Origin of the sequence: Streptomyces sp. IBSNAI002 (assembly GCF_052244475.1) — a bacterium.
Taxonomy (GTDB): domain Bacteria; phylum Actinomycetota; class Actinomycetes; order Streptomycetales; family Streptomycetaceae; genus Streptomyces.
In genome coordinates this window covers 3,369,168-3,390,254 of the sequence record NZ_JBQPXG010000002.1, presented here as the reverse complement: position 1 = coordinate 3,390,254, position 21,087 = coordinate 3,369,168, and the positions used below count along the sequence as shown (strand labels likewise).

Sequence of the window (21,087 nt, the reverse complement as noted above, 5' to 3'; positions counted from 1 at the left end):
TTTACACTCCCTGCTTCTGGAGGATGGCAGTCGGGGACCAGGGCTGTGCCGGTGCGGCGACCGGGGGGAGGCGGTCGAGCTTCGAGAAGCGCGTGACCTCGGGGTGGCAGCGCATCGACGCGTACCGCCGAGCGGTCGGGTCGCAGGGGCCCATCCTTTGTTTGACCACCGCGACCCGGTACTCGTGGCTGTTCGGGTCGAGCGCCACAGATAGGGACAACTCAGGCTTCTCGGACAGTCCGCCCTTGATTTGATCACGGGACGGCGGGGCCCACGGGTCAGACTTCGCCTCCCAGCTCTTGTCGCTCGCGTGATGCAGGACGATCACGGTCGCGCCGGTCGCGCGGGCCAGCTCGGTCAAGCCGCTCATGGTGGCCATCTGTTCGGTGTAGTCGCTCTCGGCGCCTTCGAAATCCATGAGGTTGTCGAAGACGAAGACGGCCGGGTAGTTGTCCCACAGCTCGACCCAGGCTTCGAGCTCTTCGTCGATCGCCTGCCACGTGATCGGCGAGCCGAACGAGAAGGTGAACGGCAGGCCCGACAGAGAGTTGAGATACTCGGCTCGGTGACGGCCGCCGGCACCCATACCTGCTTCCACCATCTCGGTCGTGTCGCCCGTCATCATCGACGCCAGGCGGCTGCTCGCGGTGAAGGCCGACATGTCGGCGGAGAAGTACAGGGTCGGCAACCCCATCTGTGCCGTCCAGTACAGCGCGAAGCCGGACTTCTGCGTGCCCGACCTGCCCGCGATCATCACCACCTCGCCGTGACGCGGGCGGCATCCCATGGCGTACAGGGCGTCGAACGCCTCGACGCGGGGCAGCTCCTTGCCGGACTCGGCGTTCAAGGCCAGCGACCTAGCGGGGGTCAGCACTCGGTATCTCCTCTCTGTAAACGACGCGGCGGATTCCAACCGCCTCGATCAAGGTCAGGCAGGCCGGGCACGGCTTGCGGGTGACGTACAACGTGGAGCCGGGAAGCTCCTTCGGTTCAGCGCGCTCGATCGCGTTCCTCTCCGCATGGCTCGCGGCACAGTTCGCGTAGTCCGAGTCGCGCGCACAGTCCTCGACGGACAGGCGTCCACGAGGGCAGTTGCCTGCCGTCGCGCAGCCAGGCACGCCCGCCGGCAAACCGTTGTAGCCCGGCGACATGTCGCGCTTGTTGGCGTAGAGGACAACGGCCCCGACCTGGGCCCGCGTGCAGTCCGCACGAGTGGCCACGGCCTGAGCGATGCCCATCGCCCAGCAGTCCCAGGACGGGCGTCCTGGCGTTGGTGACTGCTCCGGACTCTTGCCGGATGACGAGAGATGGCGATGGATGGTCGCGCGTGACACTCCGACTGCTTCGGCGATGTCGGTGTAGCTCCACCCCTCGGCGCGCAATGCTTTCGCCTCGGCGAGGATGCCCACGCTGACGACTGTGGGGCGCCCCGGAGGGCGACGGGTCTTGCTCTGCTGCACGGGTCCTCCAGACCCGCGAGAGCTGGGGGCCAGCCGTGCGACCGGCCCCCAGCTCGTCGCGTGGATCAGTCGAAGGACGGGGCCTCGGCGACGGCGGCCTCGACGGCGGCCTCGCGCTGCTCGGCGTAGTTGACGACTGCCTTCCGCACGCTGGCGTCGGCGACGGGGCGCCAGACCCAGGCCGGGTACGCCCCCGGCCGCTTGGGCGGGATCTGGGCGAGGGTCACGATGGTTGCGCTGCCCACGAGCGGAGCGAGGTCGCGGGCGAGGAGGGTCTGCTCGATGCGCATCCCCTGGTTGACCTCGGGGCTGAGGGCGTCCAGGGCGGCGCGGTCCTTGAAGACCGTGACCGTGCAAAGCGCACTGTCCTTCGGGCCGTTCGGGGTGGGGCGCTGGGCCTCGTAGGAGTTGACCTCGATCAGCAGGGCGGGGGCGTCCTTCACGTCATTCGGCTTGAGCCAGCCGCCGCCAGCGGTCGCGATCTCGACGAGGTTCAGGGGCACTCGGTGTCTCCTTCGGTTCGGTAATAGGGGGTGGGCTCGGAGAGCCGGGGGGTGACGACCGCGCCGAGCGCGGACAGCGTCAGGACGAGGCAGAGCGAGATGACGGGCATCGGACTCACCCGGTCTTCAGGGCCCTGCCCCGGGCCTTGTAGGCGGTCATCACGGAGGGGTCGGCGAACTGGGACTGGTTCGCCGCCCACAGCTTTTGCAGGTCGGCCACGCTGGTCTGCTTCTCGATCTCGCCGAGAATCCAGGCGGGGCCGCTGTCGGTCTGGGGCTGAGGTGGAGCGGCTGTGGCCGTCGCCCAGGGGTCGTCTGCCGGCGCCGCGGTCGTGGTGTCGTCCGGGATGATCCGGGCATCGAGCATCGAGGCGATGTTCCCCTTGCCGTGGGCGAGGCTCGTCGCGTTGACAACGAGGTCGCTGAGCGAGAGGCTTGTTACATCTTTACACTCGAACCCGAAGTAGTCGCAGAGCAGCTCGCGAACCTGCCTCACGGAGCCACGGAAGACGGCCCAGGTGTCCTCGTAGCTTTTGCCATATTTGATGGTGATGCCGATCGATCCGTCCGGGAAGGACGTCACGAGTTCTGCCTGATCTGCCTTCACTTCACTCCCTCGGTTCTGGGTCAAACTTAACACTCGTGCCGGCGATTAGGCGACCTTTGAATCTGTGAGGCCAGTCACCCAGGGGCGCATCGCGCCCTTCGTGCTGCGCATGGCGCGGATCTCGCGGGCGAGCTTGGCCGCAGCCCAGCCGATTTCGAGGTCCACCCAGTACAGGGTGCACTCGGCCGAACCCGCGGGCAGGTTGATGATGATGCCCCACTTCTGCGACACGCCTGGCAGGGCGTTGTATGCCTGCGCGGCTTCGTCCGCCGGCACCTCCCTCTTCTTCCACGCGGCAAACGCTTTCTTGTCTGCCGGGTCCACGGGGAAGCGGCTGTAGTCGTACAGCTCGCCGCGCGAGTAGACGGCGAGCTGCGTTGCCATCTTGAGGCCGCCGTACTGGACGCTGCCCGTTTTCAGGTCGCCGATGAACCGGCCTTCGATGGGCTCGCCGTCCGGGCCCGGTCCGGCGTATTCGAGAATGCGGTCGGGCGTGCCGCCGGTGCCCAGCTCGGGCACGACGACGAACTTCTCCACGGCCTTCACGTCGAACTCGACGGTGGCGCCCATGTAGGCGGCCATGTCGAGCTGGTCGCGCACGGCGGTGCTGGCGGGCAGGGGCTCACCGCGGTCGGCGTACTCCGACAGCGTGTGCAGGTGCGTCCCCTTCTCCCGCTTCTCGTTGGCTCCGGAGATGTCCATGGCCTGCTCGGCGAGGGCGTTCAGCCTGCGCTTGTCGGCGGCGTCCTCGGGGTCGAGCTGCTTGACCACGTCCAGCAAGGACGGGCGCTTCGCGGCCCCGACCAGGGTCATCCTCGACTTCCAGCCGGACAGGGCGGTCTTGTCCTCGATGCAGTCGATGTACGTAGTCGTGCGGGTGAGAGGGACGGGCTTGCCGCCCTGCTTGGGGATGACGAGCGGGCGGTCCCAGCCGTCGCGGGGGACTGTTGGTGTCGGTGTGAGGTCGACGATTCTCAAGCGGCGATCTCCAGGTTGAGGGCGGGGGACTGGTCCTCGTTGAAGGGGTCTCCTTCGGTGGGCACCAGCCAGATGCGGACTCTGCCGTCGTCGAGCAGCTCTGGTTCGTGCTCGTCTTGGTCCATGGGCTCCAGGCCCGCATCGCGGAGTGCGGTGTAAACCTGGGCCATCTGTGAGGCAGGGGTTTGCGGGTGAACGATCAGCGCGCAGTCCCAGGCTGCGGGATCTCCGACCAGCTCGGTGCCAGTCGGAAGGTTCGTCTTGATACCGCTGAGCACGCTATCGGTCCTTGCATGAAGGCCGTCCTAGTGACGGCCAGGGCGTACAGGTCGGGGAGTCCTGCTTCGTGAGGCACGTCTTCCTTGTCCCTCACGAATAAGCACTTCGTGCCGTACTGCGTCGGCCCTTGATCCGAGACAGGCTCGCTTGGATGCAGCGGCACAGCTCGACCCCCCCAGGTGTAAACATTGAACTCGGTGGCTTGTTTCTACGTGGCGTTCCGGCACCGTGTCAACCGCTGGCAGGCGGCTCGTGCGCAGGACGGAAGGGCAGGCTCCGTTTGTGCGCATCAGGTGAACGCCAGGTGAACACACACTACTCATGCGCAGGTCAGGGGCGCATACGACTTGAGAACGAGAAACCCCCCGCCAAGATGCGACGGGGGGAGGGCAACCCTTCCGTGCGGGAAGGTTACCTGGATGTTCGAATGCGCGTTCGAGTGTTCGGGTGTAGGGTCAGTCCCGAGCCTGGTTGCCGGTTTTGCGAGGGGGGATACGGATGAGGTCAGTGTCTTCGGGCCTGCGCGGCACCAGGAAGAAGCCCTCCTCGGTGTCGGCGTCGTAGTGGACGACGAGGTCATGCCCGTCCGCCTTGAGGCCGTTCTTCCACGACGCCAGACGCTTCTTGTCGCGTTCGCTCACGCGCTTCTTCGGCTCCTCCCCCCGCTCCAGGGCCGCTCTCTCCTCGCGTAGACGCGCCTCGATCCGCAGCATGATGGGCGGGTAGTGGTGCCTATGCTCTTCCTTCATCTTCCAGGGCAGAAGGTCGTCGGCTCTTAGATTTCGCCGGTCGAGACCCCTTCGCCGGCGGAAGGAGGACCACATGGGTGCGGTCGTCTGGATGCCGTACTTCTCTTCGTAGATGGCGATCATCTCGGGGTAGGTCTTGCCGTCCCGGAACCAGCCGATGACTTCCTGCTCGTCCACGATCTTCGACGCGGGCATGTGTCCTCCTTGGGTGGGGTCTGCGCTGTCCGCGCTCATCCCCCAGGATGACCCCGAACCTGTGCTGTCGAGTAAAGATTGACCAATCACTAGTGATCATGTCAAGCTGAACCCGTCAGCGAAGCTGATCCGCCTAGTCGCAGGTTTACGAAAGTGCCTGGTCAGGCGCAACAAACAGGTGACCCCGGCAGCGCGCCAACGCTCCGGGGTCCGGCATCGAGAGTGGTAGCTCCCAATGCGTATCCATCGTACTCGGCACGACCGTGACTTCACGGTGGTGCCCAACCGCACGGCCCGTAACCGCAAGCTGTCCTTCACGGCGCGCGGCCTGTGGCTGCACCTCATCTCCCTGCCCAACGGGGCCAAGGAAGACGTGCGCACCCTGGCCGACAACAACCCCGGCGTCGGCCGCAAGGGCGTAGCCAACGCGCTGGATGAGCTGGTGGCTCAGGGCTACTACTTCCGGTTCACCATCCGCGACCCCGAGACCGGCCGCGTGTGGACCGAGACAGCCCTTCACGACCTTCCCCAGACTGAGGACTCCCCGGCTCCCGCATCACCGGGAACCGGCGACCTGGCCCCCGGCCACGCGGGAGCGCCCCTTTCAGGGGAAAGGATCTCTTCTAAGAAGCAGGGAAAGATCCCTCCCTTCCCTCCCGTCGTAGAGCCTGCTCAGGTAGCCGCGTCTGCGGTGAGGGAGGGCTCCAGCGAGAAGCAGGACAACCAGACTCCTCAGCTCGTCGAGGCTGCCCGCATCGTGCGCCGCTTCGCCGCCGTCGACAGCCGTCTGAACCTGTCCGAACGGCAGGCCGCCAAGCTCGCCCCGTCCGTGGCCGACTGGCTCGACCGTGGCGCCACCATCGGCGAGATCACCGACGCCGTGACGCAGGGCCTCCCCTCGAAGGTCTACAGCGCTGCCCGGCTGATCGAGGACCGCCTCGACCGCAAGCGCCCCGAGCGCAAGCGCCAGTGGAAGCAGTACGCCGACTGCGCCGAGCGCTGCGGCAATCTCCTGCCCGCTGGCCAGGACACCGGAATCTGCACCGAGTGCGCCCTCGGCACCGCCGCGTACTTCGAGATCGACTGCACCACGGGCGAGATCGCCGACGCCCCCGAGGCCCCCGCGCTCGACGCGCCCGGCCCGCTCGCACCCCAGGGCCTCGCCGTCTTCCGCGCTGCGCGCGCGGCCATGGCGTAACCCTCACAGCCTTCCTTCTCCTGCACGCCTCGAAAGGCACCACCATGTCTCAGCCTGCCCGTATGCCCTGGTACGTCCACGCCCTCGGCGGCCTCGTACTCGCCGTCGCCCTGGCCATGGCCGCCCCCGGCGAGTACCAGCTCGCCCGCGCCGCCGGATGGGGTGAGTGGGCCGCAGCAGGAATGCCGGTCTGCATGACCGTCTACGCCTGCTTCGCCGTCTGGTTCGTCGAGAGCAGGAAGAAGGGCGAGAAGGGCCGCGGAACCGCCGTCGTCGGCGCGGTCGGCGCTCTGGCCCTGGCCATCGTCGGACAGATCGTTGCCCACTGGATAGCCGCCGGGTACATGCAGTCGTCCATGGCGCTCACCGCCGCCGTCTCCTGCGTCCCGGGCATCGTCGCCGGGCATGTGGCCCACATGATCATCCGTGCCGCCAGGGCTGTGCCGGCGGAATCCGCGCCGGTCGTCGAGGACCAGGCCGACGACGAGCACCAGGACCAGGACGCCAAGCCCGTGCAGCAGACCATCGACGGCAAGGAGCTGCCGGTCGACGAGGTGGCCAAGGCGAGGAACCGGCGCCGTCCCGGCCGCCCGACGCCGAGCATCGCGGAGATCCGCCAGGCCGTCGCCAAGCTCAAGGAGCAGGAGAAGGAGGTCACTGGCCCCGCCCTGGCCAAGCTCATGGGCCGCGACCGGCGGACCGGCAGCCGCTACCTCCAGCGACTCGAATCCGCCTCCCTCTGACAACTTCGACCCGCAGCCCCCTCGTGAGCGACAATCAACACATAGACAGTCACGCAGCGCGAGGGGGCGCCGAAATGGAACTCACGATCACCGTGCGCCTATGCGACCAGTGCAAGAACAAGGACCGCCCTACGACGCGGTACACCCTCGCCCTTGCGGGCTGCGAGCCTCGGGAGCGCGACCTGTGCGACGAGGACGCGGCACCGTTGAGAGACCTGTTCGGTGACGACCTTGCTGCGCAGGGTCCTCCGGAGCTGGCCCCTCTCGAACGAGCGGCTGCGGCCATCCTCGCGGCGGTCGAGGACCAGAAGGCAGAGGTGCCGGGACAGCAGTCGCCGGCAAGCAAGCCGAAGCCGAAGAAGGCGGCCGAGGGCGGCAAGCCTGCCCGTCCAGCCGGGCGCCGTTCGAGGACGCCCGTGATGACGATGGACGAGATCGAGGCGAGGAAGGCCGAGAAGGCTGGCGAGTCCTGAGACGACAAAAGCGCCCCCCTGCTGGTCCTCCTTGGACTGGCAGGGGGGCGTGCGTCTACTCGGTGGTGTCGGAGTCGGGAGACTCGACCAGGCCGAGAGCTGTTGCGATCTGGACGATGACGGCGACCTCCGGCTTGTCGGCGTAGACGATGGCGCAGACGCTTACGATCACGCCGAGCGCTGCCAGGAAGGCCCCGGCGCGGGAGCGGTAGCGGACGGGCAGCAGGGACAGAACGCTCGGCGGCTTGGAGCCGGGCATAAGCATCTTGCTCATCGGCGGCCCGCCTGCTTCTGGAGCGCGGTGAAGCCCTTCGGACCGATCCGCGGGTCGTGCAGGCCGCTGCGGTAGGCGGGGTTCCGGTCGTGGAAGCGTGCTACCGCCCGCTGGGTCTCGGGGCCGTAGAAGTCGGTGACGGCCCCGCTGATCGGGCCGTACCCGGCCTTGATGAGGAGCTGCTGAAGGTCGCGCACCTGGGCGTGCTTGGCGCCGGGCTTCACCGCCGCGTTCAGCGCGACGATCTGCGAAGCGGGCTGCGGTGCCGGCGGCTGCGGCTTGGGAGCCTTGTCCTTCCATGCCGGGTCGGCCGACTTGATGCCCTCGGCGAAGGCCGGGTAGCCGTACCCGTACACGTAGGCGTCGGTGCGGCGGTGCTTCTTCTCGTACACGCCGTCGCCCTCGGGCGAACCGTTCCCGTTGGTGTTGCCCTCGATGGTGTAGACGAACGTGTCGTCGTAGTCATAGACGAGGCCGGTGTGAGTCCCGCCGTTCTTGCCGAAGAACACCTGCGCGCCGGTCGCGGGGTAGGCGGAGAACCGGTTGCGCTGCTTGAACCAGCTCACGCCGGTCAGGCAGGACGCGGTACGCGGGTAGAGATCGGCGACACCGGCCTTCAGCGCACACCAGGAGACGAAGGTCGCGCACCACGCCTGGAAGTCGCTCCACTCCAGGCCGGGGACCTCGTTGCTGTACTTCTGGTCGTTGTTCCAGTGGCCGTCCTTCCGGCCCTCCTGGTATCCCTTCTCGGCACGTGCGATGCCAAGGATCTTCTGAGCCTGATTGCTCAAGGGGTGTCCTCCTTCGGGACATGCGAAAGGCCCCGTCCGGTGGGACAGGGCCTTGGGGTGTGGGTCGTCTTACGGAGTGGGGGCAGAGGCCGATATGTGGGTGTCGAGACGCTCGGAGACGGCCAGGCGCTCGACGCGCTCGTGGGACAGGTCGGTGCGCAGATCGCGGATGTCCCGGCTGTGCCGGACCTGCCCTTCGAGGACGCGATCGAGTCCCGCGATCACCTTGTCCAAGTCGTCCCGCAGGTTCGTCGTATGGTCGTTGGAGACCTGGTCGCGGGCTTCCTGCGCGTGCGCGCGCACCTCGGAGAGAGCTGTCCCCTGGCGGCGCACCAGCTCGACCAGGACGCCGACCAAAGCCGCGGTGACCATGCCGCCGGCGGAGACGATCGCCACCTGGACGGCCGGGTCAAAACTCATCGGGACATGTCCCGGACGAGCTGCTCCAGACGCTCGATGCGCTCGGCCTGGTCTTGCACGACCGACAGAAGCGCGACCCCGATCAGGTCGTAGCGCACGCTGTCGATCTGTCCCTCCTCGTCGCGGATGACGATCTCGGGGAGTGTCTCGTCGACCTCTTCGGCGATCAGGCCGAACTCGTCCCGGCGCCCCTCGATCGTTTCGCCCTCGTCGTTCACGGACGGCTTGCGGTCGTAGACGCGCGGGCGCAGGGACAGAACGGCTTCCGGGTCGATATCGATGTCCCGGATGTTCTCCTTGAAGCGGCGCGCGGAGGTGTTGCGGCAGAAGTTGTGATTGCCGTCGACCCACACCGCGTACCAGGTGGCACCAGTCGGGCTGTAGGAGTGCGGACGGTCCGAGCCGTTGGCACGGTGGATCGTGTCCCCTGACCCCAGGTAGCCGGAGTGGGAGTGCGAACTCGGCGGGAACGAGCCCGGCTTCGAGGTGATGCTGTCCCACGAGTGCGAGTGGGAACTCGGGGCGAAAGTCGAGGGGACACCGCTCAGTTCCGACCAGGCGTGCCCGTGCGCGCTCGGGGCGAAACTCGACGGCTTGCCCGTGACCTGGGTCCAGTCGTGCGTGTGCGCGGTCGGGGTCATGGTCGACGGCCGGTCGCTGATCTGGGACCAGGTGTGCGTGTGGGTGGACGGCGTGAACGTCGCAGGCTTGCCCGACAGGTTGGACCAGTCCACCGTGGAGAGCAGGGGGGCCCAAACTGCGCCCGTCCAGTATTCCCAGGTGTCGGTGGTGGTGTTGTAGCCGAGCTGCCCGATTCGCGGGGACGAGGGACGAGTCGCGGTAATCCACGCGCCGACGCGATGTCCCACGAACGGGCGGGTCATCGTGATGTCCCCGGCAGTGATCGAGGTGACGTTTGCACCGACCGCGACCGACGCGAGAGCCATCTCGAAGACGCCGGTGTCCGTCTGGGTCAGGGCCGGGGGGTTGGCCGAGCCCGCGGTGCCGGCCTTCACTGCCAGGGTGATCGAGTTGGTTGCAGGGTCGAGCTTCAGGACTACCCGGTCGACGCGGGCCTGAGCACTGGCTGCCGAGATGGTGACGTTCTCGGTTGCCGTGGACTGCACCATGTGGCCTCGCAGGAAGGCGAGGCCCGCGCTTACCGCGAGCGTCATTCCGGTCGCGGGGTTCACACCGAATCCGGAACCGCCGAGCGAGGTGACGACGCCCGAATCCTGGAACTCCCGGAACATCTGCGAGAACTGGGTCTCGGTGACCGACTGGCCGTCGAAGGGGTAGGAGGTGATTGCCAAAGGGGGAGGCTCCTTAAAGTGCCGCGCCCGCGTCCTCGACGACGAGCGTCGACAGGGAGCCCGGGAGGTAGCGGACCATGCCGTACGTCGCGGCGGTCCGGCGGGTGTTGAGCGTGACGCCGACCGTGACGGGTCCGGCCGGAGGGTTGTTGATGTAGCAGGTGAAGTCGAGGCCGGTCGACGTGTTCGAGTCGTCGTCGTAGGTCGTGCTGAACACGTCGGCCGCGAGGGTGCTCGCGGTCGTGACCGTGGTACCGGCGGCCCAGCGGACGCAGGTGTACGCGCCCTGCTTCGCGTAGCGGATGTTCGAGCTGGCGTTGTCGCCCGTGCCGTCCGTGTCGACGGCTGCGATCCTGACCGCGACCTTGTAGCAACGGCCCGCTTCAGCGGTGAACTGCTGCGTGTAGACGACTGTTGCGGTGTCGCCGATGTAGGCCGTGGTCGAGAGGTTCTGGATGGAGACGACGCCCTTCGCGGACTTCTCGTTGTGCGCCGAGGTGCGCCACGTCGTCCAGCCCGCCGCGTCGTTGCCCGAGCGGGTCCACTCTTCCGTGACGGTGGGGCTCAGCCGGAGCCAGGTCTGATGCGCGAAGGAGGAACCCACCGGATGAACGGTCCGCACGACGCCGTACTTGCCGCCCGAACCGAAAGCCCAGCCGCCGGCAATCGCCTGCGTCTCGTTCATGGTGAGCGTCGACATGCCGAAGGGGTACGCGGCTGGCAGGGAGGCCGAGGTGTAGTCCGCCGGTAGGAGCTGGTTGTCGAAGCCGACCTGTCGCCAGGCGCTCCAGCCGGAGGAGCGGTTGCCGCCGCGCACCCATTCCTCGTGTGTCGTCGCGGCAGCGTGTACGCGGCTCCAGGTCTGGTAGGCGTCACCGTTCGCCTGGCGGCGTGTGGTGACGAACCCATACTTACCGCCGAAGTCCCAGCCGCCAGCCGTAGCGTCCGCAGCCGTGAGGTACATGACGCTTGCGCGTTCGGGATAGGCGTCCGGGACGCTGGACTGGGTGAGAGTGCCTGCCGGCAATTCTCGAGTACCGGCAGGACTGGCCTCCGCCGTGCGTTCCAGGGAGGAGACGCGGGACTCCAGCTCCTTGACCGCCTTCGCATCGGCCATCGCCGGGTCGAGCGGAGTCGGGTCGCCCAGCGTGGCGCCGAGCCGGTAGCCGTCCGAGTCGACCTTCAGGACCATGCCCGTGACGACGGCAGCCATCTCGGAGGCGCCGACGATGACCGACACCCTGTCGCCGAGGAACCAGTCCCGCCCGAAGTCGAGGGCGGAGTCCTCCATCGGAACGGCCTGGGCCGCCGTGACCGTCTTGCCGCCGTCGGCGAGGGCTTCCGTGCCCTTCTGGGTCAGCTCGGCCGTGTCCGTCGAGGAGCGCTCGTCGATGAACGTCTCGATGCGGCGGCCCCAGTCGCTCTCGGAGGCGATCGAGTCCGGGCTGTCGACGCCGACGAACAGCCGGTTCGAGCCGTCCCCGTCGCCGCCGACGATGACCCTGGTCTTCAGGGGGGTAGAGGTGCTCACGCGCTGACCAGCGAGCGTGTTGTTCACGACGCCGAGCCGGGCTTCCTTCGTACGGTCCTGCACCGCGTGCGTCTCGAAGACCAGGCTCTCGCCGCGCTGCACCACGCGGAAGCCGAGTCCAGCAGGCTCGGCCAGTTCCTTGCACAGCTCGCCGAGCTGCTGGAAGCGGGCGGCCTTCGTGACCACTGGACCCCGCGCCCCGTCCACGCCCATCACCAGGCCGGAGCGGCGCCGGTTGGCGGGAGCCGAGGGGCCGCAGTTCGCGTTCACGTACGCGTGCATCAGCGTTTCGGCCGGGCCTCCCCGCTCGTCGTAGGCGAAGTTCTGGCTGGCCGCGTTCCCGTTGGACGGGTCGGGCCAGGCCAGCATGTCCGACAGGATGATCGTGTCGTCTACGCCCTCGACCTTCAGCGTGCCGAGCGGGTCCGTCGCCGTGGCTGCGGACTCGGTCTTCGTCACCGGCCCGGAGAAGAGGACATCAGCAGGACCCGTGACGATGATGCCCGCGCCCGGAGTCGAGAGGATGGAGGCGAGAGGGTGCTCGGCGTTGATGCTGAGCTTCCACGTGCCGACGTTGTTGTGTACGTCCTCCGCGTCCATGGTCAGGAGATCCGCAGGGATGGCGCCGACGCGCGTCAGCGTCTTGTCGCGTACCTCGACGAGGAGATCCTCTTGCCGCACTAGATCACCACCCACTTCCGAGGACGCCAGGAGCACACGACCCGGGAAGCAGTCGTGATGTTGAGCAGGGAAGCCGTCGCGGTCGAGGCGCCCGGGGGGACGGACCAGAAGGCGGGGGCCGCAGCCAGCAGGGCGTACTTGTTGGCTCCGGTGCCGCTCTTGACCGTGCCTGCCCCCATGTCGACGATCAGCTTCTCTCCGGCCGCGAGGGTGCCGGTCCAGTGCAGGACTTTCCCTTCGGGGCTGATGGCCTTGAAGTTGTCGCCCGGCCCGGTCACCTCCCAGACGGGAAACGCCGGCACGTCGCCCTCGTTGGAGAGCTGCACAGAGCCGATCGCCTGCGACGAAGCGAGCGGCATCGACGACAGCGAGGACAGGAACGCGCCCGCTGTCGCGCCGCCGATGGAGACCGTCTGCGCTGCCTCCGCCAGGAAGTAGGGAGAGGGAGCCCGGAGCGTGATGACGGTCTGCACGTCACGCTCGCCCGAGCCGGGGTCGATGTCCCCTCCGCCGGTCCACTGGACAGGAGCGGACCACCGCACGCCTTCGGCGTCGATGTAGGTCAGGGTGCACTCCGCGGCGAGGACCCGCGCGAGGCGGTTCACCAGCTCGGCGAGGTGCACCCTGTCCCGCCCCACGATGTCGAGGGGGATGTCGATGTCGCGGGGCAGGACGCGCCGCCCGCGATAGGCGGCGCCGTCCCCCGCGCCTTCAAGCCACTGCACGGAGAGCTGGGGCAGGCCCAGGCCGGTTATCCCGGCGAGGGCCTGGAATCCCAGCCCGTTCTTCTCGAAGCCGTCCAGGTCCAGCCTGTCTGCGGCCGAAGCCAGTTCGAGCTTCACCAGCCGACCATCCTTGCCCGCGAGGCAGCCGCGAACAGCTCCTCCTCGGACGAGAGGGAGCTGCCGGAGCCCGCGTAGTAGTTCAAGACCTTCGTCACGGACCGGCCGGAGTCGGCCGCCGCCAGGCCGCCGGAGACAGCGGCCGTGACCTCGCGGGAGGCCCCGGAGGTCGCACTCGAAGCGAGCGCGTTGGTGGCGCGTTCGACGCGCCCTCGCTCGTCCTCGACGCCCAGGCCGAAGCCCTTGCCGACGAAGGAGCCGAGCTTCCTGAACAGCCGTGACGGGCTGTGGATGTCGAGGGCCTTCTTGATGGCATTGACCATCGCGTCCGCGATCTTGAGCATCTGTGCTTCGATCGCGTTCTGCTGGGCCTCAAGGCCCTTGACCAGGCCCTCGGCCGCCTTGACCCCGGCGTCGTACATGTAGTGCGACGCGGTGGCCCCGGCCTTGCCCGCGTACTTCTCCAACTCCTTCTGCAAGGCGTTGATCTCGGCGACGCCGGATGCGCCGGCGTTGGCGATGGCCTCGGCCGCAGCGAGTCCGGCTTCGGGGCCAGCGGTGGCTATCTGGTCGAACGAGGTGGCGTTGAGCCCGAGGGCCTTGAGCCTCTTCAGCACGTCGGCGAACTTCTTCGCCTGCTCGACCGCGTTCTTCAGCTCCGACGAGATCCCGTTGAAGGACGTGTCCTTGATCTTCGTGACATCGCCTGTGCTGATGACCTTGTCCGCGACCGACTGCGCGTAGCGGCTGGCCTCCTCGCGGAGCTTGTCGAGCTTGTCGCGCGCCGCTTCCAGCCGCTTCGAACCCGCCTCCCACTGGGCGGCGAGCTTCAGGAGTGCGGCCCTGTCCCGGTTGATCCGGTCCTTCAGGCCCTTCGAGGCGTTCTTCGGGATCTTCGCCGTCAGCTCGTTGAGCGACTGCTTCACCTTGTCGTACTGGGACTCCAGGCCCTTGATGAGGCCCTGGATGATGAGCCGACCCGCGTCGTACAGCAGGACGGCGTCCTTCGGGGCTGGGCCCTTCCAGTCCGTGAGCTTGCTCGTCAGGTCGCCGAGGGTGCTCTTGACCGAGCCGAACATCGACTTGAGACCGTCGATCAGGCCGGAGATGATTTTCCGGCCCGCATCCATAAGGAGGTTCTTCGCGTCGCCGAAAATCTCCTTCACGTTCTTCGGGAGATCCCTTACGGAGCGGACACAGTCATCGACCTTCTGAGAGAAGATGCGCTTGACTGCTTCCCACGCTTCACCGGCCGCAGACTTAATGTTCGTCCACGTGTCGGAGAAGAACTTCTGAATCGAACGGAGGGCCGCTCCGGGCGTTTCCTTCAGGGCTGTCATGAAGGAAGAGAAGTTCGCCCGAATGGAGCCCCAGAGCCCCGTAGCAGAAGTCTTCAGGCCGTTCCAGATATTGTCCCAGAGGGTGTTAATGCCGGTTAGGATCTTCTTTCCGACGCCGAGAATTCCGATGTTCATGAAAATCATGAACAGGCCCTTGATGGTGTCCCAGAGACCGGAGAGGAATGACTTGATTCCGTTCCATATCTGCTTCAGTCCATCCTGGAACATGCTCCAGTCGCCGGTAATCGAGCCAACGAAAAACCCGATGACGAACTTGAAGTAGCCGACGATCATGTCCCAGACGCCCTTGAAGACGTTCCACAGCCCAGTGAATACGTCGGCTACGCCGTTGATGGCTCCGACCAGGGAACCTAGGAGGATGCCAGCGATGAACTCGATGGCAGGCGCCAGGATCGGCATCAGGAAGTTGACGACCTGGAGCAAGGCGTTGAGGAATGGCTGGATGGCCTCCATGACGGCGGAGAAGGCTTCAGAGATAAGAGGCAGATATTCGGCGGCCAGTGATTGCACCACGGGAATGAGCGGCAAAATGGCAGCCGTCAAAATCTGCATCAGAATTTCGATGACCGGCTGGAGCGCGGCCGACATTGCGGCGAGCGCTTCCGAAATCAGCGGGATAACTGGGGCGAGCCCAGCGACGAGCGCCTCAATAAGTGGAACGCAGGCTTCCACTACCGTCATGATCAATGGGGCGAGGGCGGCGACGATTCCCATCAAGCCCTCGCCAAGCAATCCGATCAAAGGCTCTATCGCAGGGACTAGCATAGTGAATGCCTGCGAAAGCGGCGTGAGGACGGCGGCCACCAGCGGTCCCAGCATTGCCAGGAATGAGGAGACCAGGGTGAGAATTGCGCCGAAGGCCACACCCAGCGGGGCCATCGCGGGAGCGAGGGCATTTACCGCAGTCTGAATTCCATTGAAGAGGGCGTAAACGCCAGCGAATACTTCTGGCTGGTTAAGCGCGCCAGCGATGGCGCCCACGGCCGTTCCGAGGATCGTGCCGACCTGCGGGAGGATCTCGGTCAGCAGTCCGACGAACTGGCCGAAGAAAGCTTTCACCTCGGCCCCGCCCTGCGCTGCCATGTTGGACATGGCGTCGTGGGCTGCGGTGAACAGACCGACGAGCTTGGCCTGTACGCTACTGCTGTCGACGGCCTCGTGTACCCCGGCGAGGGTCTGGCGGATCATGCCGAGGGTGGAGCCGCCCGCCTCGGTGGCTGCGCGGGAGATGCCGGCGAAGATGCCGCCCGTCTCCATCAGGACTCCGCCGAGATCCTTGAGCGCTTGCACGCCCGCGTCGATCTCCTCGCGGAGCCCGGATTCGCCCTTGGTGTTCAGCCAGTTCGACGCCTTGGTGGCCACATCCACGAACCACTGCGCGAGCTGCGGGAGGTAGCCCGCGCCGACCTCGCCGAGAACCTTGATGATGTTGGCGAAGGCTCCGGTGCCCGTGGTGGCGATGTCGATCGACTTCGAGAGGTCACCGAACATGCCGCCCAGGGCGGGGGCGAGGCTGCTCTTGAGGGAGTCGGCGAAGCCGCCGAAGAACTGGCCGAGCTGGGTGGAGGTCGTCTTGAAGCCCGCCGTCAGCTCGGGCATGACGGTGTCGATCAGTTCCTTGATCGGCTTCTTCGCCTCTGCCCAGAACTTCTCGCTGATCAGGTCCTGGAGGGAGGCCAGTTGGCCTTTCACTCCGGGAAGGACCTTGTTGAAGTCCTTGAAGGCGGCGACGGTGGCACCGATGCCGATCGCCATGCCGCCGAGAATTCCCGGCAGCGCAAGGGACGTTGCCCCGATCTGCGCGAGCGAGGCGGACATCGTGAACAGGTTGGAAGCCGCGGTGATGCCCCAGCCGGCGAGGCCCGCTATCGCGGTCGCCAGGGTGCCGATCATCGGCGCCGACTTGTCGAGGTTGCGGACCATGCGGCCCAGGCGCTCGAACATGTCCCCCAGGACACGGGCGCCGGATAGGGCCTGGAGCATCGCCGCAGCGGTGGCCGCAGCCGACAGCTTGACGCGCGGGATCAGGTCTACGAAGCGGTCCCGCGTGAGGACCGCCATGTGCGCGATCGTGGCCATGACGCCGGTACGCGACAGCTCCGGCTCGATCTCTGCCTTCAGGCCGTCGATGCGGTCCTGGAGGTCGTCGATGTCCCGCTTGACCTTCTGCGTGGCGAGCGCGTCGAGTTCGGGCGTGAGCTGGGCCCGCAGGGTCCGCATCTGCTCGAAGGCTGCTTCGAGCTGCCGCTTCACCTGGGCGACCTTCTGCTCGTCCAGCTTGGGGCGGATCAGAATGCCGTCGAGCTGGTCCTGAATTTCGCCGGCAGCCTGCAGAGCTGCCGCGCGGGACTCCGCGACGAGGTTCCGCTTGGCCTCTTCGAGGGAGTCGCGGTCGAGGCTGACCTTCAGCTCGGTCTCGGCGAGGCGCTGCAACTCGCGGTCGATCGCGGCGACTGCGGCCTTGACCGACGACTCGCTCTCCTGGTCGACCTGGAGCTTGATGTGCCCGATCTCGTCGAGGCGCTCCTCGAACATGTCGATCGCCGCGTTCAGCGAGCCCTCGTCGAGGTCGATGTCGATGTCCGTCTCGCCGATCGCAACGAGGGCGGCCTTGACCCGGCCGATGGCCGCCAGGACAGAGCCCTGGTTGTCGAGGTTCACGCCGATGCGCAGGTCGGACAGTTCCGCCTGCGCCTGGCGCTGAGTCCTGCGGGCTTCCTGTACGACCTGGCGGCCGGTGGCGGAGAAGGTGATGCGGTGCTGGTTCGCTCGGGCCTGGTACTCGCGTACGGCCCTCGTCACCTCGCCGGACATCCCGGCCAGGTCGAGCTTCGTGTAGAAGCGGATCTTTCGGGTGTCGGTCTTCTTGTTGTCGGCGTTGATCGCCCGGACCGCTTCGAGCACATCCTTGCGGGCGCCGGTCGCGTCGGCCTTTGTGCGGATCGTGATCGCGAGATCGTGCTCAATCTTTTCGAGCTTCTTCTTCAGGTCTTCCTTGAAGCCGGACGTGTCCGGCATCACCTTGACCGCGATCCTGCCGACAATATTCGGTTCCGACGCCACGGGCTTACCTCCGCTGGAAGTGCTTGTAAATCTCCGCGACCGAGCGCGGCTTCTTGGCCTTCTTCTTTTCGGCCTTCGTCGCCTGCGGTCTCGGGTACTGCGGGATCTTCGGGGCCTTGCCCTTGCCCCACTGGCCGGTGGCGCGGGTATTCTGATTGATTGCGTCGAAGAGATCAGCCGACAGATGCCGGTCCTGACCCCATCCGAAATTCTCACGACCGCCAGACGCGAGGGCGACCGTAAGGCAGGTATCGGGAAGCCTCTGCACGAGCAGAAGGACGAGAGCTGGAGAAGGGCCCCGTCCTGCGATCACGTCGGACAGGTCAATGCCGAAGTGAAAAAGCAGGTCCGGGTAAAGGCCCTCTCCATACTCATCAATCAGTCCTGCGAGGCCGAGGCTTCCCCCACCTGAGTGCTCTCGCCGTAGTGGCCGAAGATTTCCGCGAGGATCGCGAGGTCGCCGTCTACCTCGTCCAGGAGCTTCGCAGCCCCCTTCTCCGAAGCGGCGATGGTGAGGATTGCCTCCGACAGAAGCTCGGCCTGGTCGGACTCCTCCTTGCCCATCTGCTCCTGAAGGGACATCAGCGCGTCACGCCGGGCCTTGGGCAGGCGAAGCGGGTTGAGGAGCCGAACCGTGTCGTCGCCGACCTGGATATCGGTGCTGCCGTACTTGCGCTCCGTGGCGGCGCGGATGTCATCGAGAGAGTAAGAAGCCATGGGGTTGCGGACCTCCGGAAGAAAGGGGAAAGGGGGGAGCGGACCGAGGGGGAAAGCCCGGCGCGGGCGGGTCCGCAATGCGCCCGCGCCGGGAGTCAGGAGGATCAGGTGGCTGTGCCGGCGGCCCAGGCCGTGGTGTTCCAGAACGCCTTCGAGCCGTCGCCGAGGTTCACGTGCTGCCCGGTGGTCCACTTCGTGGTCGGCGTCGCGATGACACCCGCCAGAGCAGCCAGGTTGGCCGGGACGACAGCGCCCTCCGGAGTGAAGGAGCCCGGCGAGCCAGCAGTCGCGCCGGTTGCCAGGACGCCACCGAGGGGCGTGATCGCGTACGTCCAGGTGTTGTTGCCGTGGACCATGGGCTTGACGCCGATCGGCAGTCCGGCGAGAGACTCGGTGTCCGAGATCGCCATGTCGTCGGATCGGTAGATTTCCGCGCGCGGGGCGTAGAAGGCGAAGTGGTTATCGCCGTCCACGAATACGGCCAGGAATGCAGACTGAGTCGGCTCGGGATTGGTCGGAACGCCGACCGAACCGTCAGGAAGAATGGGAGCGTTGGAGCCGAAATAGAGCTTCAGGCCAGCAGTATCAAACTGCTGCAAAGTGAACGTCATGGTTTCGGTCCGTGCGCTGTACTTCGTGCGCAGGCTCTTGTTCTGAAGGCTTCCGATCGTGGTCGCCTCGCCACCCTCGGACGCAATGCCGAAAATGTCTTCAAGGGAGGTGTGGCCGACGTTCTGCCACGGGCTGAGGGGCGTCAGGAGATCCGCCGGCATGGTCGTGCCGACGGGCGCCGTCAGATAGTTGCCACTGCCCACAACGAGGGTGGCCAGGTCATTGATTGCCAAGAGGCTGAATCCTTACTCGCGCACGCAAAAGGCCCGGCGCCCCGTGCTGGGGTCCGGGCCTTGCGTGATGGGAACTGTCAGGGGGTGTAAGGGCGAGTCCGCGGCTTTCGGATGTGCACGTCGTAGATTGACTCGTAGCGCCACACCCCAGTGGGGAGGTCCGCGTATTGCACTGGGCCTGTAGCTGTCGCCCAGTCCGTCGCCCGCCTGGGCGCGGAATTCAGATCCACGCGGATGATGTGCCCTCTGCGGGGATAGACCTTCTGATTTAGCCAGGCATTCCGCAAGGCGACGCGAACGGCCTCGCTGAGAATTGCCGCCTCTTCGTCTCCATTGGGGTCGGGGACGAAGCAGTTGATGACAACTCGGGCGGCATCTGTAAACCGTGTGTCGCCCTGCCATTGGCCCCAGGTTGGGTCTCGGCGGACAAGCACGAGAGGGAATTCTTCGTGAAGGTCAACGAGCGACTTGACCCTGACTCCGGGCAGGCCCTCGCGCAGTACGGCGAGGAGGAGATCCTCGACGGGTGACAGTTCCGCCATGGCTTTGATGTGGTCGGGGAGTCCTGCCATCAGTCGAGGTGCACCTTCCCCTTCCGCTTCTTCGGGAGGCTCGCGGCACGGGCGAGGATGAACAGGCCCTCGCTGGCGGGGATCACGTCGAGGTAGGTGGTGCCGTCCTTGCGCTTCTTCACCACGATGGACTCGGCCCGGCCGTACTCGATCGACAGAGCGGCGTCCTTGCCCCGCTCGTCGTCGAGGATCACGTACTTGTCGATCCGGCCGTCCTCGACATCGATCGACGCATGGCCTTCTTGGCGGTGCTGGAGAAGCAGGGCCTCGGCCCGTGCGGCGACTTCGAAGCGGGCCTCGTCGAGCGACCGCTGCACGCCGGGCATACGGGCGATGAACTCCTCCAGCTTTTTGCCGCCCACTTCGTCGTAGATTTCTGCCATCAGGGCCGCTCCCGTATGTCGATCGACCAGTGCCTCGTGCGGCGCTCGCCGTGGTGGTAGGAGGGCGGCGTCACGATGTCCCACATGCGGCCCTGGTACTCGACGCGGGACCACAGGGTGACGCCCTCGACGTGGGCGTCCACGATCATGCGAGTCACGTTGATCTGCTGCTGGCCGGGCACCTCGGCCTTGCCGCTGCGCTGGGGGATGAAGGCGGCTCTGACGGTGACGGGGTTGTTCTCGTCCACGGCGATGACCGTGTTGCCGCGCCGGTCGACGGTCTCGGTCGTCCGCCACACGCGCGCGGTCTGGCCGCGTCTGCGCTGCACGCTCACCAGGGGCCCTCGTTCCCGAAGAGAGGGAAGGGCGAGGCAGGGGAGTAGTCGACGGGTACGAGCCCGCTGGTGTCCGCCCGCTGCGGCTTCGTGCCCCAGGCGGAGACGACCACGCTGGTGATGCCGCGCTTGCGGCCGGCAAGCTCCTCCAGGAGCCGGATCTCCTCGCGCGTGAAGTACACGCTGCCTGCGTCCCGGCCGTGCGCGTCGGACCAGGCGAGCGTCTCGTCGCCCGCCCTCGACTGCGTGTAGCCGTTCGGGTTGCGCAGGTACCTCGCCGCGGACTTCAGCACCAGCGTGCGGACGAGGCGGGGCGGGGTGGCCTCGGGCCAGTCGCGGCCGTAGGTGGCCGCGAGGTCTGAGGCGTCTTCCAGGGCTCCGGCCGCGATGCGCAGCTCGTCGTGGTCGAGGTCCCAGTCCAAGCGGCTCTTGAGCTCGTCAAGAGTCGCGTATGCCACTTTCGCCCTCCTTTGGGTGGGTGGATATCTGACGCGAGTTGACCGGCTGCCGAACGTCCAAGACCATCGAGCGATGAACAGAATTCGCCAGATTGGCTTGAAGCGAGCCCTACGCCGAGAGCGCAGCCGCCTCCACGACACTTGCGTCGCAATCAGGCTTGAGCACGGCTTCGGGGATAGGCCCAAGGCTTTGCAGGGGCTCCCCGACGAGGAGTACGAGGCGGTCGTGCGGGCCGAGGCGCTCAGGCGGAGGTCCGCCCAGCGCCGTCGCCGCGCGGCGCAGCTCGTTACTGAGCGTGCGCATCGCGCGGCGACG

At 66.6% G+C, this 21,087-nt stretch carries 24 protein-coding genes; 4 read left to right on the top strand and 20 right to left on the bottom strand.

The features are described from left to right. Position 1: 1 nt before the first annotated feature. The 7 genes from ACTVZO_RS16405 to ACTVZO_RS16375 form a co-directional block, all read right to left on the bottom strand. Positions 2–874 (bottom strand): AAA family ATPase, encoded by an 873-nt coding sequence (locus ACTVZO_RS16405; RefSeq protein ID WP_443299095.1) that lies wholly within the window; start codon positions 872–874, stop codon positions 2–4. After that, entirely contained in the window at positions 858–1,460 is a 603-nt protein-coding gene (locus ACTVZO_RS16400) for a deaminase (RefSeq protein ID WP_443299094.1), read from the bottom strand. Before ACTVZO_RS16400 ends, ACTVZO_RS16405 begins: the two co-directional genes overlap by 17 nt. 65 nt (positions 1,461–1,525) lie before the next feature. Beyond that, positions 1,526–1,963, bottom strand: coding sequence for a hypothetical protein (locus tag ACTVZO_RS16395; RefSeq protein ID WP_443299093.1), 438 nt, complete (start codon positions 1,961–1,963; stop codon positions 1,526–1,528). Positions 1,964–2,078: 115 nt separating this feature from the next. After that, positions 2,079–2,570, bottom strand: coding sequence for a hypothetical protein (locus ACTVZO_RS16390; protein ID WP_443299092.1), 492 nt, complete (start codon positions 2,568–2,570; stop codon positions 2,079–2,081). Positions 2,571–2,615: 45 nt separating this feature from the next. Continuing rightward, positions 2,616–3,548, bottom strand: a complete 933-nt coding sequence (locus ACTVZO_RS16385) for a hypothetical protein (protein ID WP_443299091.1) — start codon at positions 3,546–3,548, stop codon at positions 2,616–2,618. Continuing rightward, the gene (locus tag ACTVZO_RS16380) at positions 3,545–3,826 is read right to left on the bottom strand and encodes a hypothetical protein (protein ID WP_443299090.1); all 282 of its coding nucleotides are present in this window, start codon (positions 3,824–3,826) and stop codon (positions 3,545–3,547) included. The genes ACTVZO_RS16385 and ACTVZO_RS16380 overlap by 4 nt, the downstream gene beginning before the upstream one ends. A 456-nt stretch (positions 3,827–4,282) precedes the next feature. After that, positions 4,283–4,771 (bottom strand): hypothetical protein, encoded by a 489-nt coding sequence (locus ACTVZO_RS16375; RefSeq protein ID WP_443299089.1) that lies wholly within the window; start codon positions 4,769–4,771, stop codon positions 4,283–4,285. 235 nt (positions 4,772–5,006) lie between these two features. On the opposite strand from ACTVZO_RS16375, the gene ACTVZO_RS16370 reads away from it, so the two are divergent. The 3 genes from ACTVZO_RS16370 (at position 5,007) to ACTVZO_RS16360 (ending at position 7,185) form a co-directional block, all read left to right on the top strand. Further along, on the top strand, positions 5,007–5,969 hold the full coding sequence (locus tag ACTVZO_RS16370) for a hypothetical protein (RefSeq protein ID WP_443299088.1): 963 nt from the start codon (positions 5,007–5,009) through the stop codon (positions 5,967–5,969). A gap of 44 nt (positions 5,970–6,013) precedes the next feature. Further along, complete coding sequence (locus ACTVZO_RS16365; protein WP_443299087.1) at positions 6,014–6,712, top strand: hypothetical protein; 699 nt, start codon at positions 6,014–6,016, stop codon at positions 6,710–6,712. Positions 6,713–6,786: 74 nt separating this feature from the next. Further along, positions 6,787–7,185 (top strand): hypothetical protein, encoded by a 399-nt coding sequence (locus ACTVZO_RS16360; protein ID WP_443299086.1) that lies wholly within the window; start codon positions 6,787–6,789, stop codon positions 7,183–7,185. Between the two features lie 55 nt (positions 7,186–7,240). On the opposite strand, the gene ACTVZO_RS16355 is transcribed toward ACTVZO_RS16360, so the two are convergent. From ACTVZO_RS16355 to ACTVZO_RS16310, 10 genes are all read right to left on the bottom strand, one after another. Next, a complete protein-coding gene (locus ACTVZO_RS16355; protein ID WP_443299085.1) occupies positions 7,241–7,459 on the bottom strand; it encodes a DUF7439 family protein in 219 nt (72 codons plus the stop codon). Next, on the bottom strand, positions 7,456–8,250 hold the full coding sequence (locus tag ACTVZO_RS16350; protein ID WP_443299084.1) for a C40 family peptidase: 795 nt from the start codon (positions 8,248–8,250) through the stop codon (positions 7,456–7,458). The genes ACTVZO_RS16355 and ACTVZO_RS16350 overlap by 4 nt, the downstream gene beginning before the upstream one ends. Positions 8,251–8,319: 69 nt before the next feature. Continuing rightward, positions 8,320–8,670 carry a DUF2746 domain-containing protein gene (locus tag ACTVZO_RS16345; protein ID WP_443299083.1) on the bottom strand — a complete coding sequence of 117 codons (351 nt, stop codon included), beginning with the start codon at positions 8,668–8,670 and terminating at the stop codon, positions 8,320–8,322. Next, on the bottom strand, positions 8,667–9,983 hold the full coding sequence (locus tag ACTVZO_RS16340; RefSeq protein ID WP_443299082.1) for a tail fiber domain-containing protein: 1,317 nt from the start codon (positions 9,981–9,983) through the stop codon (positions 8,667–8,669). The genes ACTVZO_RS16345 and ACTVZO_RS16340 overlap by 4 nt, the downstream gene beginning before the upstream one ends. Positions 9,984–9,996: 13 nt before the next feature. Then, complete coding sequence (locus ACTVZO_RS16335) at positions 9,997–12,195, bottom strand: siphovirus ReqiPepy6 Gp37-like family protein (RefSeq protein ID WP_443299081.1); 2,199 nt, start codon at positions 12,193–12,195, stop codon at positions 9,997–9,999. After that, positions 12,195–13,037, bottom strand: coding sequence for a phage tail domain-containing protein (locus ACTVZO_RS16330; protein WP_443299080.1), 843 nt, complete (start codon positions 13,035–13,037; stop codon positions 12,195–12,197). The genes ACTVZO_RS16335 and ACTVZO_RS16330 overlap by 1 nt, the downstream gene beginning before the upstream one ends. Further along, a complete protein-coding gene (locus ACTVZO_RS16325) occupies positions 13,034–17,461 on the bottom strand; it encodes a hypothetical protein (RefSeq protein ID WP_443299079.1) in 4,428 nt (1,475 codons plus the stop codon). The genes ACTVZO_RS16330 and ACTVZO_RS16325 overlap by 4 nt, the downstream gene beginning before the upstream one ends. Positions 17,462–17,465: 4 nt before the next feature. Next, positions 17,466–17,729 (bottom strand): hypothetical protein, encoded by a 264-nt coding sequence (locus ACTVZO_RS16320; RefSeq protein WP_443299078.1) that lies wholly within the window; start codon positions 17,727–17,729, stop codon positions 17,466–17,468. Between the two features lie 110 nt (positions 17,730–17,839). Then, positions 17,840–18,178 (bottom strand): phage tail assembly protein, encoded by a 339-nt coding sequence (locus ACTVZO_RS16315; protein ID WP_443299077.1) that lies wholly within the window; start codon positions 18,176–18,178, stop codon positions 17,840–17,842. A gap of 104 nt (positions 18,179–18,282) precedes the next feature. Then, the gene (locus ACTVZO_RS16310; RefSeq protein ID WP_443299076.1) at positions 18,283–19,023 is read right to left on the bottom strand and encodes a phage tail tube protein; all 741 of its coding nucleotides are present in this window, start codon (positions 19,021–19,023) and stop codon (positions 18,283–18,285) included. Positions 19,024–19,424: 401 nt separating this feature from the next. Between ACTVZO_RS16310 and ACTVZO_RS16305 the strand changes: the two genes are divergently transcribed. Further along, on the top strand, positions 19,425–19,553 hold the full coding sequence (locus ACTVZO_RS16305) for a hypothetical protein (RefSeq protein WP_443299075.1): 129 nt from the start codon (positions 19,425–19,427) through the stop codon (positions 19,551–19,553). Positions 19,554–19,594: 41 nt separating this feature from the next. On the opposite strand, the gene ACTVZO_RS16300 is transcribed toward ACTVZO_RS16305, so the two are convergent. From ACTVZO_RS16300 to ACTVZO_RS16290, 3 genes are read right to left on the bottom strand one after another with little or no spacing between them, the layout of a single operon-like run. Further along, positions 19,595–19,978 (bottom strand): DUF5403 family protein, encoded by a 384-nt coding sequence (locus ACTVZO_RS16300; RefSeq protein WP_443299074.1) that lies wholly within the window; start codon positions 19,976–19,978, stop codon positions 19,595–19,597. Continuing rightward, positions 19,978–20,313 (bottom strand): phage head-tail adapter protein, encoded by a 336-nt coding sequence (locus tag ACTVZO_RS16295; RefSeq protein ID WP_443299073.1) that lies wholly within the window; start codon positions 20,311–20,313, stop codon positions 19,978–19,980. The genes ACTVZO_RS16300 and ACTVZO_RS16295 overlap by 1 nt, the downstream gene beginning before the upstream one ends. Beyond that, positions 20,310–20,771, bottom strand: coding sequence for a hypothetical protein (locus ACTVZO_RS16290; RefSeq protein ID WP_443299072.1), 462 nt, complete (start codon positions 20,769–20,771; stop codon positions 20,310–20,312). The genes ACTVZO_RS16295 and ACTVZO_RS16290 overlap by 4 nt, the downstream gene beginning before the upstream one ends. Positions 20,772–21,087 lie beyond the last annotated feature (316 nt).